10 protein-coding genes are annotated in these 12,211 nt (G+C 58.6%); 5 read left to right on the top strand and 5 right to left on the bottom strand.

Features of this window, described 5'->3' with window-relative positions; translation table 11 throughout:
• The first annotated feature begins 30 nt into the window (after nt 1-30).
• Nucleotides 31-1,443 (top strand): TrkH family potassium uptake protein, encoded by a 1,413-nt coding sequence (locus tag R3175_RS03285; RefSeq protein ID WP_318942483.1) that lies wholly within the window; start codon nt 31-33, stop codon nt 1,441-1,443.
• Nucleotides 1,444-1,494: 51 nt separating this feature from the next.
• Here R3175_RS03285 and R3175_RS03280 read toward each other — a convergent pair whose 3' ends face one another.
• The 3 genes from R3175_RS03280 to R3175_RS03270 form a co-directional block, all read right to left on the bottom strand.
• Nucleotides 1,495-1,860: a PilZ domain-containing protein gene (locus R3175_RS03280; protein ID WP_318942411.1), complete on the bottom strand. Its 366-nt coding sequence runs from the start codon at nt 1,858-1,860 to the stop codon at nt 1,495-1,497.
• A gap of 320 nt (nt 1,861-2,180) precedes the next feature.
• Nucleotides 2,181-2,843 carry an alpha/beta hydrolase gene (locus R3175_RS03275; protein ID WP_318942410.1) on the bottom strand — a complete coding sequence of 221 codons (663 nt, stop codon included), beginning with the start codon at nt 2,841-2,843 and terminating at the stop codon, nt 2,181-2,183.
• Between the two features lie 32 nt (nt 2,844-2,875).
• On the bottom strand, nt 2,876-4,057 hold the full coding sequence (locus R3175_RS03270) for a 1-acyl-sn-glycerol-3-phosphate acyltransferase (RefSeq protein ID WP_318942408.1): 1,182 nt from the start codon (nt 4,055-4,057) through the stop codon (nt 2,876-2,878).
• 225 nt (nt 4,058-4,282) lie between these two features.
• Here R3175_RS03270 and recQ point away from each other — a divergent pair, with 225 nt between their 5' ends.
• Entirely contained in the window at nt 4,283-6,130 is a 1,848-nt protein-coding gene (gene recQ, locus R3175_RS03265) for a DNA helicase RecQ (protein WP_318942406.1), read from the top strand.
• Here recQ and R3175_RS03260 read toward each other — a convergent pair.
• Nucleotides 6,122-6,688, bottom strand: coding sequence for a YiiD C-terminal domain-containing protein (locus R3175_RS03260; protein WP_318942404.1), 567 nt, complete (start codon nt 6,686-6,688; stop codon nt 6,122-6,124). The genes recQ and R3175_RS03260 overlap by 9 nt on opposite strands.
• 186 nt (nt 6,689-6,874) lie before the next feature.
• Between R3175_RS03260 and R3175_RS03255 the strand changes: the two genes are divergently transcribed.
• Nucleotides 6,875-7,798 carry a hypothetical protein gene (locus tag R3175_RS03255; RefSeq protein WP_318942403.1) on the top strand — a complete coding sequence of 308 codons (924 nt, stop codon included), beginning with the start codon at nt 6,875-6,877 and terminating at the stop codon, nt 7,796-7,798.
• Here the strand turns inward: R3175_RS03255 and R3175_RS03250 are convergent.
• Complete coding sequence (locus R3175_RS03250) at nt 7,795-9,684, bottom strand: methyl-accepting chemotaxis protein (RefSeq protein WP_318942402.1); 1,890 nt, start codon at nt 9,682-9,684, stop codon at nt 7,795-7,797. The genes R3175_RS03255 and R3175_RS03250 overlap by 4 nt on opposite strands.
• A 254-nt stretch (nt 9,685-9,938) precedes the next feature.
• Here R3175_RS03250 and R3175_RS03245 point away from each other — a divergent pair, with 254 nt between their 5' ends.
• Nucleotides 9,939-11,459, top strand: coding sequence for a bifunctional GNAT family N-acetyltransferase/carbon-nitrogen hydrolase family protein (locus R3175_RS03245; protein WP_318942400.1), 1,521 nt, complete (start codon nt 9,939-9,941; stop codon nt 11,457-11,459).
• 166 nt (nt 11,460-11,625) lie between these two features.
• Complete coding sequence (locus R3175_RS03240; protein ID WP_318942398.1) at nt 11,626-12,024, top strand: hypothetical protein; 399 nt, start codon at nt 11,626-11,628, stop codon at nt 12,022-12,024.
• The last annotated feature ends 187 nt before the right edge of the window (nt 12,025-12,211 follow it).

Raw genomic sequence — 12,211 nt, 5'->3', positions numbered from 1 at the left:
CTGTACCCCGTTGTCTTTATCATCAGCGTCATGTTCGTTTTGCTGAGCATTTTTATGACGCTGCCTCCGCTATTGTTGCTGGGAGGCAATGCCCCCAATGCGGTGGCCTTCGCCGAATCCGCAGGGCTGATTTTTGGCCTGGGCATGCTGGGCATTCTCCTTGCCTACGGCAAACCCCGGGACCTCAAGCCCCGCTATATGTTCGTCCTGACGGTCAGCAGCTGGCTGGTCATGGCTCTGCTTTCTTCACTGCCGTTCTATCTCAGCGATGCCGGCATTTCGGTGACCGATTCCATCTTCGAGGCCACCTCCGGCATCACGACCACCGGCGCAACGGTGCTTACCGGCCTGGACCAGCTGGATCAGGATCTTTTGCTGTGGCGGTCCGTTCTGCAGTGGATCGGTGGTATCGGTATCATCGGCATGTTCGTCGCGGTACTGCCCTTCCTGCGGGTGGGCGGCATGCGGCTATTTGCCACCGAATCCTCGGAGTGGACTGACAAGGCGCTGCCCAGGATGAAGACCCTCAGCCGGGGCCTGCTGTTCGTCTACTGCGTATTCACCGTCGTGGCCGTCCTGACCTATTGGGCATCCGGCATGACCCTGTTCGATGCGTTTAACCACGGCCTCACCACCATTGCCACAGGCGGGTATTCCACCTCCGACCTGTCCATGGGCAAGTTCGATTCCCAGCTTCTGCTCTTGGAAGCCACCGTATTCATGATTCTGGGCAGTCTGCCGTTTTTCCTGTTCGTGCGGGAAATGCATGGCCAGCGGGGCGTGCTTTGGCGGGATCAGCAGGTGCGTCTGTTCCTGACTCTGCTGTTGCTGCTGACGCTGGGGATGACTCTGTATCGCGCCCTTGTGTCAGACGATTTCGAGCTGGTTTCCGGGCTCATAACGACACTTTTTAATGTAACTTCCATACTGACCACCACCGGTTACGCCTCTGAAGACTACAGTGCCTGGGGTTCGTTGGCGTTTGTTGTGTTTTTCTTCCTGATGTTCGTGGGGGGGTGTTCCGGCTCCACCTCCGGCGGTATGAAGATCTTCCGCTTCCAGCTTTCGCTGATCGTGCTCCGGGAGCAGTTAATGCGCCTTCTGCACCCGCGGGCGGTACTGACCCGGAACTACAACGGACGAGCCGTGAGCGACGAGATCATCGCCTCGATGATCGCTTATACGTTTATTTTCCTGTTGTGCTTCCTGATCCTCACGCTGGTACTCGCATCCATGCACCTGGACTTCATTACCAGCCTGTCAGGCGCGCTGAGTTCGCTGACCAATGTGGGGCCGGCGCTTGGGGATATCATTGGGCCTGTCGGCAACTTTGCCACCCTACCCGACGAAGCCAAATGGGTTCTTTGCGTGGGCATGCTGCTGGGCCGACTGGAAATCCTTAGCGTGATTGTGGTGCTGTCGCCGGGATTCTGGCGCAGCTGAGACGGGGCCCGCACAGGCCGGGCCCACGTGTAATCATGAAAAGCGAAAGAACTATAGGGCCGCAGTCCTGAAATAGGGAGTCCGGGGTATCAGATGGTTGGTGGATTTCACCCAGCGGAGTAGTGACCGCACCTCGGGTGAATCAGCTTGCTCCTTGCTTGCGAACTCAACCCCAAGCCCGCGGCTGTTCTTGTGAACCAGCACCGCGGATACCCGCTGTGGTTCTGGTGCGTCTGGGTCGTGGAGCCGAAATTCAATTTCCAGCTTCTGGTTGAGATCGAGATCCTGGCAATTGGTTGAAATAAACAGGCCACGCTGACTGATATTACGCAACATGCCGGTGGCTACCAGCAAGCCCCGGCGGTAAATCAGCAGCGTTAACCGACCGGGCATGCGCTTGTTTTGACGATAATCCATAGAACCCCCCCTTGCTGCCATAGACTGGCTAATTGTTATACGCCGCGGGTGATTGATTTTCTTATGGCCCTGGCGGCATCCCTGTTGCTGGGGCCCGGGCTTTTTTCGCTGCGCAGCCACCCGCGCACGGCCAATACCGATCAAATATTGTACATGTTGCGATTTGTAAGGGGGAAGTATAGATAAGCTATGTCAATTTTTCCGCTATAACTTTGAGCAGACCCTGACTCGGACCGCAAGTTGATGAAAATTGTAAAAACAATCTTCAACTTGCTGATATTTCATGTTTATTGCTTTTCATGCGGAATTTCGAGGCCTTTCTACAGCTTGAGACGGTCACGCAGAAACTGGCCGATCGCAACGATTTCTTCAAGACAGACACTGTGATCCATTGGGTAGGTGGTGTACTCGGGCTCATACCCCAGCTCCCGGAATTGAGCGACGCTCTTTTGCCCCAGCGCCTCGGGAACAATCGGATCGTACACGCCATGGTAGACCTGTATCGGTAACTCCCGGTTGGCCTGTGACGGCTCAACGGTGTCGGCCGTGGCAAAGTAGGTGGACAACCCGAGCAGGCCGGCCAGCGGCTTGGCAAAGCTCAGCGCCACCTGATAGGCCACCGCTCCGCCCTGTGAAAAGCCGGCGACCACAATCCGCGAACTGTCGATGCCCTGTGCCAGCTCGCCTTCGATCAACCTGGATACGGCCTCGGCGGACTGGAGCAATTGTTCCGTGTCGATAACCCGGTCAATGTCCATGGCCTTGATGTCATACCAGGCAGGCATCCGTAGGCCGCCGTTCACCGTCACCGGCATCTCCGGCGCGTGGGGAAATATAAAGCGGACGGCCGCGTCGGCCGGCAGTCCCAACTCCGGCACTACGGGTTCGAAATCGTGGCCAGAGGCGCCCAGTCCGTGGAGCCAGATGACGGTGGCTGTTGGGTTGGGGTTGGTTTCCCGTTTGATATAGCTGAGCTCAGTCACGGTTTGCCTCGTCGTTCATGGGTTTCAGAGTATTACTCCGATTGCTGCGCCCTAAGGGCACTGCTGACCGGGTTGGCGTACATGTCCAGCAGGTATGGGCGGAAGGTCGGATAGCAGGCTTCCAGACGCCGTCCCATCTCCTCCTCCGCCGCTTCCAGCTCGGCGGGACTCCAGGTTTCCGCCGTTACCAGGGCGTCACTGATCTCCCCCAGGCCGCAGCGGGCATCCGGATGTTGCCCCCGTTGTTCATACGCCACCAGGTTGGAGGCGTGCAGGTGATAGTTCCCGTGCATTTCGTTATCGATCAGGGTGGCCAGTTCATTGGGCGTATCGGGGCTCGTGCTGATGGGGGGGCCAAAATGCACGTGAACGTGCCCCTTGAACCCGGTCAGCCCCTTGATGATCTGCTCGGTGTCCTCGCCAGGACGCTTGCTGTACTCTCCGGTACGGGCACGGGTCTCCAGTTCCCTGGCCTTGTCTACATCGCAGGGGTCGTACTCATAGGCAATGGAAACCGGGACGATTCGCAACCGGCTCATCGCCTCGGCGAACGACAGGCCGCTTTTTTTCTGGCTCATGTAAAACATCTTGATGATGGCGGGGTCAGTCAGGTCCAGGCCGTCCTTGGCCCGCCCCTCCCGCTGGGCGATCCAGATGCTCTGATTGCTATCAATGCTGTGATTGATGAACGAAGACAGCGTCAGGAAGGTGTCGCGCATCTCGCGCGGGCTGCTGAGGTTACGCCGAACCACGAAACTCTTGTTGAGCCGCATCAACTCGGCAAAAACACGGTTTTCCAGCAGGTTGTCGCCGATTGCGATGCGTGTGGTAGCGTAACCGTGGCTGAACAGCAGGTAGTTGACGACCAAAGGGTCGAACACGATGTCGCGATGGTTGGAGATGAACAGATGCGCGGTGTGCTTCTCCAGCCGTTCCAGGCCGCTGAAGGTGACTCGCGTGGTGGTGTGGCTCACCAACTCCTCCACGTACTGGTACAGCTTGGCCTGGACATCGTCGATCCGTTTCATGCCGCCAAAGTTATCCGTCAGCCAACCCCGAACTCGACGGCGGACGAGGCGGGGCAGCCAGCGGCTCAGGGTCGGAAACTTGAACCGTGCAATCAGGTCGAGAAACTCGGCGTCGTTCACCAGACGGTGAAAGGTCGGTTCCGTTTCATCGTCCGAATAGGGGCGGATGGCGTCAAATTCCTGCATGTGAATCCTGTTGTTAACAATGCCGGCCAGTTAAGCGCCTGGCCACTCTACGGTAGCGTTCTGGTGCCGGGTGGTCACCAGGTTCGACAAGCGACCACCGGCAAAAAATGGCGCTATTGTAGCGCCTAAATACAACACTTGCCTCAATTGCCGCTCCCCTTTCTGGTATCATGCCGCAGCAAACTCGCTAGCCCACTTCCTCGACTGCAACCACGAGCCGTATCTATGGACTTTCAGCAACTTACCACGGCCAAACCCGACACCCTTCGTGATAATCCCGAGGCAGTGCTGCAGCAGGTATTCGGCTACGAGCGGTTTCGTCCCCTGCAGGAGGACATCATCCGGGAGCTGGTGGCAGGTCGTAACGCACTGGTATTGATGCCCACCGGCGGTGGTAAGTCCCTGTGCTATCAGGTGCCGGCCCTCGTGCGCCCCGGTACCGCCATTGTGGTCTCCCCGCTGATTGCCCTGATGCAGGACCAGGTTGCCGCGCTTCGCCAGCTGGGCGTGCGGGCGGCGTTCCTGAATTCCACCATGGATCTCCAGGAGGCCCGTGATACCGAAAACGCCCTGATGACGGGTGAGCTGGACCTGCTGTATTGCGCCCCTGAGCGGCTGTTACAGCCCCGGACCCTGGAGTTGCTGCATCATACCTCGATCGCCCTGTTCGCCATCGACGAGGCCCACTGCGTCTCCCAATGGGGGCACGATTTCCGGTCTGATTACCTTGGCCTGGACATTCTGGCCCACGAGTTCCGCCAGGTTCCCCGCATCGCCCTCACTGCCACCGCCGACGAACGCACCCGGCGGGAGATTGCCGAGCGCCTGTCCCTGACCGAAGCACGTCACTTCATCAGCAGTTTCGATCGTCCCAACATTCAATACCGCATTACGCCAAAAGTAAATGCAAACAAGCAATTGTTGGATTTTATTAAGTCTGAACATGAGGATGAGTCCGGCATTGTCTATTGCCTCTCACGGAACAAGGTGGAAGCGACGGCACGGTTGCTCGAGGACAAAGGCTATACCGCACTGCCCTACCACGCGGGCCTGCCCGCAGAGCTTCGGGCAGAGCACCAGGAACGATTCCTGCGCGAAGACAGCGTCATCGTCGTGGCCACCATCGCCTTCGGCATGGGCATCGACAAGCCCGACGTCCGCTTTGTCGCCCACCTGGATCTGCCCAAAAGCCTGGAAGCGTACTACCAGGAAACCGGCCGCGCTGGGCGGGACGGCAACCCCTCCACCGCCTGGATGGTGTACGGTCTGCAGGATGTGATCAAACTGCGACAAATGCTGGAAGGCTCCCAGGGCAACGATCAGTTCAAGCGCATTGAACGCCAGAAAATGGACGCCATGCTGGGGCTGTGTGAGGTCACCTCCTGCCGCCGGCAGGCACTGCTGCGGTACTTCGGGGATACCCTGGAACAACCCTGCGGCAACTGCGATACCTGCCTGACGCCCCCGGAAACCTGGGATGGCACGGTGGCCGTACAGAAAGCCCTGTCCTGTGTCTTTCGCACCGGCCAGCGCTATGGCGTCAACTACCTGATTGACGTACTGCGAGGCGTCGACAACGAGCGGATCCGACAGGCGGGCCACCATCAGGTCTCAACCTATGGCATTGGCACTGACCTCAGCGCCAATGAGTGGAAGTCGGTGTTCCGGCAGTTGGTGGCCAATGGGTTCCTGCGGGCGGATCCGGACGGCTATGGCGCCCTGCAGTTGACCGAGGACTGTCGCCCCCTGCTCAAAGGCGAGCGCGAGTTGCGGCTGCGCAAGGATCCGGCCGTCAAGCGCAGCAGCCGCTCCTCCCGTTCCCGTGACAGGGTTCAGCAACATATTCAGGACCCGGAAGGCTGGGAAGCCCTGCGCGCCTGTCGGAAGGCCCTGGCGGAGCAGCAAGGGGTGCCGCCCTATGTCATCTTCCACGATGCCACCCTGCTGGAGATCCTCGAGCGGCAGCCCCGCACCATGGAAGAGTTTGCCGGCATCACCGGCGTCGGTGCTGCGAAGCTCGACAAGTACGGTGACACCTTCCTCGCGGTATTGGCGGGGAAAGACTCAGCCTGATCCGGTCGGCACCGGGGCCGTTCCCTGTTTCCGGATGCGGTACTGGGCGACGGAGGTAGCGACATGTTCCCCTGCCGCATCCACCAGTTGACCTTCCAGCGTGAACGCCGCTTTTCCCGTGCGGTCGGCCTCTTCCCTCAAGGCGGCCAGTTGTGACGCGCTGATACTGAACTCCACGGTGACATCGGAGCGGGCCGGCTGATGGTACTTCAGAGTCATTTCCTTGAGGATGGGAATGTATTCCGGCCCCAGGTCAAACAGGGTCATCACCCCGCCCGGAATTTCCGCCACCAGGAAAAACGCGCCGGCGTACAGGCTCCCGAAATGATTGCGGTTGCCCCGCAGGGCGATGCTGGCTCGCACGTAGCCCGGTGACAGCGCCTCAAGCCAGAAGCCGTTGCGGCGGGTGAACGGAATGGCCAGCCCGATCATCCGGTTGATCGCAATGTAGCTGGACGTCCGGCGCAGCCACGCCAGTGGCTGGGTTATGCTGACGGTGTTGTCGGATTCGGCGGCCCATTGGCCAGCCAGCTCCATCATTCGATTGACCAGTGTCATTGTGCTCCCTGAATTTAGTGTTATTGTGTGGGAACACCATGTAGCCACCTACGAACTTTTGCAACTGTTTAACCGGGTGGAGTTCGATGTCGCCGCTAAACATGGCAGGCATGTCATAGATTCAAGCTGAAGTCAGTTCAGGAAGGAGCCTGAAATCGCATGAGGCTGTGGGCACTTGAAGTATCCTTGACACGTCCTGTCCGTGGACTTGTCTATCTCCTAACTTTGGTATTTGTCTGCAGCGTAAAGGCCGCAACGTCAAACACCGAGAAAGCCGTCTATCACGTCCCCACCCAGAAATCCTACATTCTCTGGTACCGGAATTACGATAGCCCCGCCATCTATGCGCTGGTCAAGCTCGCGATGGAAAAGACGCCGGAATACGGGCCCTTTAGCATCCAGCGCAGTGCTGAAATGGTCCAGGGGCGAGCCTTGCGGGAACTGACCCGCGGGGGCGAGGGGACGCAGGTGTTGGATATCGCGGCGGTGGCGACGTCGGTGGAGCGTGAGAAGGAGCTGGGGGCTGTGCCCATCCCCATTGACGGCGGGCTACTGGGTTTTCGGGTCTGCGTGGTGATGAAAGATCAGGTTGACCGGTTCGAGGGCGTGGAAGGGATCGAGGACTTGCGGGCGCGGGGGCTTCGCATTGGCCAGGGATTGCACTGGCCGGATACGACAGTGCTGCAGGTTAACGGCATCGACGTGATCTCCCATTCCCGCTATGAAACCCTGTTCCTGATGCTCAAGAACCGGCGTTTTGACTGCTTTGCCCGCGGCGTCAGCGAAGTGATATTCGACCTGGAGCTGGAAGACGACCCGCAACTGGTGATCGAGCCCTCTCTGCTGATCACCTACCCGATGCTGTCCTATTTCTTTGTCGCACCCGAGGACCATGACACCGCGCACCGATTGCAGCTGGGCATGGAGCGCGCGATCGAGGATGGCAGTTTCGGGCGCTTCCTGGATAGCTACTTCGGCCAGGCACTCAAGAACCTGAACCTCTCCGGGCGAAAGATCCTGGTGCTCGACAACCCCTACCTTAGCGGGGATTCCATGGATGTCGGGCGGCAGGCACTTGAGTCCCTGCGCACCCGAATTGATGCTTACTAAACCTTGAACCGTTCCACGTTCTGATTCAGCGCCAGACCCACGGACTCGATCCGGCCACTGTGGACGTCGTTCTCGCTGGCGGCCGCCGCGGCCTCCTGGCTCTGGTCGGCAATCCGGGTGATCGACGCGTTCAGTTCCTCGGTCACCGAGGTCTGCTCCTCGGAGGCGGTCGCAATTTGCGACGTCATCTGACTGATGGAGGTGATGGCTTCGGCAATACGGTTCAGGGTCTCCATGGCGTCCTGTGCCTTCTCCATACTGACGTTGGAGACTGCGGTTGACGCCTGCATGACCTCCACCGCATCGGCGGCCCCCTTCTGCAGGCGCTCGATCATGTTGTTGATTTCCTCAGTGCTGTCCTGGGTTCGCTTGGCCAGGTTACGCACTTCATCCGCGACCACAGCAAAGCCGCGGCCCGCGTCGCCGGCGCGTGCAGCCTCGATTGCGGCGTTCAGTGCCAGCAGGTTGGTCTGCTCGGCAATGCCCTGGATAACTTCCAGTACCGTGGTGATTTCGCTGACATCCTTGCCCAGCGTGTCGATCACCGTGGCGGCGGAGCCGATTTCTTCGGACAGGCGACGGACAGCGTCCCGGGACGCGGCAACCGTCTCCAGCGAGGCCCTGGAATCATCATCTGCGGCATTGGCGGCATCCGCGGTCTGTTGGGCGTTCTGGGCAATTTCCCCGGCAGCGGCCGACATTTCATTGATCGCCGTGGCAATCATGTCGATTTCCGTTTGCTGTCCCTCCACGCTCTGGCGGCTGGCGCTTGAGGTCTGCCGCAGGGAGACGACGCCGTCGGCCAGGTTCTCGGCGCCCTGCTTGATGTCTGACACGACCGTCTGGAGATTGGCAACGAAGTTATTGAAGTTGTCCGCCAACTGGCCGAATTCGTCCTGGCTGGTCACCGTCAGGCGCTTGGTCAGGTCGGCATCCCCGCTGGCAATCTCGGCCATGGCGGTGCCCAGGCTGGTCACGGGTTTCAGTAGCAACCGTATGCCCAGGTGCAGCACAATGAGCGTGATCACCAGCGAGACCAGGGCCACAATCACACCGGTGGTGCGGGCCTCCACCAGGGGGGCGTTCAGCAACTCCTCGTTGACGAAGGCGCCCAGGTACCAGTCAACCGCCCTCGCTCCCTCGATCTCGTGGAAGGTGGCCAGCCAGGGTTGTTCGTCGATGGTGTAGCGATTCTGGGTACCGTCCAGATCCGGCTCTTCGCCCAGCAGCTCGCTGATACTCCTGCCGACTCGGTCGCGATCGGGATGGTACAGCACCGTGCCGTCGCGGGCGATCAGGGTGGCGTAGCCGGTTTGTGCCAGGTTGACCGTGGCCAGGATCCGGTCAACGCTGTCGAGGGTGATGTCACCGCCCACCACGCCGGCGTAACGGCCGCGGGGCGCCGGCGCCAGGGAAGAGATGATGACTTCCCGAGTCCCGGCGTCCAGGTATGGTTCGGTGAAGGATGCCTGGCCGAGGTCCTTGGCGAGACGGAACCAGGGCCGGACCCGCGGGTCGTAATCGGCCGGCAGCGTCGCTTCGGTTTCATCATTGCGCATCAGCATGTTGCCGTTATCCTGACCCACGTAGACATCCTTGAAGCCGACCCCGACGGTGGCCGACTGCAAAATGGCCCGGGCCTGGATATCGTTGTTGGCCGAAGCCAGGGCCTCGGCCACGGCCTCGGTGGTTGCCAGCTTGGTGTTCAACCACTCGGCAATGCTTGCCGTGCTCTGGGCAACGGCGTCTTCTATCAGCGCGTTGGCGTAGGTTTGCGTGGTCTGTTTCAATCGCATGTCACTGATGATCGCGTAGAGCCCAATCACCAGGATCAGCAGGACACCAAAGGACGTAAGCAGTTTCTGACCAAAGGAAAGCCGGTTCATCGTTCTCTCTCTTGTGAATGAACTCATTCCCTAAGTTCGGACTAGACTTAAGGGGCCGCCTAAGGAGGTCATAAACAGCGGCACCTTCTTGCATTCCTGTAGTGGTTTACGACAAGGTCTTCAAAATCTTTACCAATCAATGCAAAAAAACTGCAACGTTCAGATGATATGACCACCGCCAGCTTTAAACAGTAAAGCTGTAAATGGCTTGGTTGTCAGGCGGCGGGTCATGCAGAACATGGGAGTAGCCGGTCATGGCGCACGAAGAACTTCACCTCAATCTCCGCAATCTTGGCCAGAACGATTACGATCAGCTGCGGACGCTGATGGACAGGGTCTATGACGACATCGGCGGCGCCTGGCCCCGGGAAACCATCTCGGCACTGGTGAAACAGTTTCCCGACGGCCAGATCTGCATCGAAGACAACGGCCAGTTGGTGGCCGTAGCCTTAACGGTTTGCGTGAAATACGATCGGTTCAGTAACCCCCATACCTACGATGATCTGATCCTGCGCAATGAGAAGATCTGGCATAACCCGAAGGGCGATTCGCTGTATGGCCTGGATGTCTTCATTCATCCCGACTATCGCGGGTATCGCCTGGGCCGCCGGCTGTACGAGGCACGCAAGGAGCTGTGCCGCTCGATGAACCTTCGTGCCATCCTGGCGGGAGGGCGCATTCCCAACTATTTCAAGTACGCCGACCAGTACACACCGGAAGAGTACATCCAGCGCGTGGACCGTCGGGAAATCTACGACCCGATCCTCTCGTTCCAGCTGTCTAACGACTTCCAGGTCACCCGGCTGCTGCACAAGTACCTCCCGGAGGACGAGAAATCCCAGGGCTACGCCACCTTGCTGGAGTGGCGAAATATCCTCTACACCCCGCCCTCAACAGTGATCGAGGCCAAGAGAACCCAGGTGCGCATGGGCGCGGTCCAATGGCAGATGCGGGAGTTCCATTCGGTGGAGGAAGTGCTTCGTCAGGTGGAGTACTTCGTGGACGCGTTGTCGGATTACAAGAGCGACTTCGCCCTGTTCCCCGAATTCTTCAATGCGCCGCTCATGGGTCTGACCGACCAGGTGGACCAGACCAGAGCGATTCGGTTCCTGGCCGGCTTTACCGAACAGTTCCGGGACCAGATGTCAGAGATGGCGGTGAGTTACAACATCAACATCATTACCGGATCGATGCCGCTACTGGAAGACGAACGCGTCTACAATGTGTCCTACCTGTGCCACCGGGATGGCCGGGTGGACGAGCAGCGCAAGATCCATATTACCCCTCACGAACGGCGGGACTGGGTCATCGAAGGTGGCAGCGAATTCGAGGTGTTCGAAACCGACGCCGGTCGCGTCGCCATCATGATCTGTTATGATATCGAGTTCCCGGAACTGGGACGGATGGCCGCGGACAACAACGTCGACATCATCTGCGTGCCGTTTTGGACCGACACCAAGAATGGCTACCTGAGAGTTCGCCATTGCGCGCAGGCCAGGGCCATCGAAAACGAGTGCTACGTGGTGATTACCGGGAGCGTCGGTAACCTGCCGAAGGTGGAGAATCTGGATGTCCAGTACGCCCAGTCGTCGGTGTTTTCACCGTCGGACTTTGCCTTCCCGCATGATGCAGTGATGGCGGAAACCACCCCGAATACCGAGATGATCATGTTCTCGGATATGGATCTGGAAAAGCTGAAACTGGTCCGCAACGAAGGGTCGGTCACCAACCTCAAGGATCGTCGCCTGGACCTGTATCGTTATCAGCAAGCGTGAACTGGCCCGGCAGGACAACGGCCTAATTTTGAAGAAGTGCATGAACCTCGTATCCTATAAGGTTGAGATTATTGCAAATCGGCGGAACCCTGACTATTGTTTAACCAGCAATTGACTGCACCCGGCCGACTGACATAGCGCCGAACATAGCTTGGATGTTGAATCGATGAACGAAGCACTGCCCGACCTGATTGCCCGTTTTCGCGTCAAACACGGGCTGTTCCGGAAGGAAACGGTTGAAGCACAACTCTTTGATCTGGATCAGTATGGCTGCGTCCTGAAGACCGATAAAGTCTTCAACCCGGGGGATACCCTGCAACTCGATCTGGTCATGGACATGCCCTTTGAAAACATCCGTGCCAAGGGCATCAGCGGGTTGGTGACAGAGCGCAGAAAACACTGCAGTAACTTCTTCTACTCGATTGATTTCATGGATTCTTCACCGGGAAAGAAGGCCTCGATTTGCGAACAGCTCAAACGCATCCGGGATGTACTGCGCAAGAAGCAGTCGCTTCGGTCCCGGCGTTCGTCGGGCTCGTCGCCCAGTATCCGCCAACCAGTCTGATAAGCGAGTAACTCCCCGGGAGCAGTGCCGTTTCCGGGGCACCTATGAGTTGTAATAAACCAGATTTATACTAAGGGTTTTGCTGAGGGGTGAGTAATTTGGCAAAACCCAATCACCTTCATCTATAAAAACAAGCTGGTCGCCAGCGCCAGAAAAAACACTGACCTAAGACTCAACCGGAGAAATC

This window comes from Marinobacter sp. (genome assembly GCF_033722735.1).
Classification (GTDB): Bacteria; Pseudomonadota; Gammaproteobacteria; order Pseudomonadales; family Oleiphilaceae; genus Marinobacter.
The sequence above is the reverse complement of the archived record's forward strand: the minus strand, read 5'-3'. Positions and strand labels throughout refer to the sequence as shown.

What these genes read in the sequence shown, in the direction of transcription:
- recQ (WP_318942406.1), top strand. Translation starts at nt 4,283, where the DNA reads ATGGACTTTCAGCAACTTACCACGGCCAAACCCGACACCCTTCGTGAT.
- R3175_RS03285 (WP_318942483.1), top strand. Translation starts at nt 31, where the DNA reads ATGTTCGTTTTGCTGAGCATTTTTATGACGCTGCCTCCGCTATTGTTG.
- R3175_RS03260 (WP_318942404.1), bottom strand. Translation starts at nt 6,688, where the DNA reads ATGACACTGGTCAATCGAATGATGGAGCTGGCTGGCCAATGGGCCGCC.
- R3175_RS03250 (WP_318942402.1), bottom strand. Translation starts at nt 9,684, where the DNA reads ATGAACCGGCTTTCCTTTGGTCAGAAACTGCTTACGTCCTTTGGTGTC.
- R3175_RS03270 (WP_318942408.1), bottom strand. Translation starts at nt 4,057, where the DNA reads ATGCAGGAATTTGACGCCATCCGCCCCTATTCGGACGATGAAACGGAA.
- R3175_RS03280 (WP_318942411.1), bottom strand. Translation starts at nt 1,860, where the DNA reads ATGGATTATCGTCAAAACAAGCGCATGCCCGGTCGGTTAACGCTGCTG.
- R3175_RS03240 (WP_318942398.1), top strand. Translation starts at nt 11,626, where the DNA reads ATGAACGAAGCACTGCCCGACCTGATTGCCCGTTTTCGCGTCAAACAC.
- R3175_RS03245 (WP_318942400.1), top strand. Translation starts at nt 9,939, where the DNA reads ATGGCGCACGAAGAACTTCACCTCAATCTCCGCAATCTTGGCCAGAAC.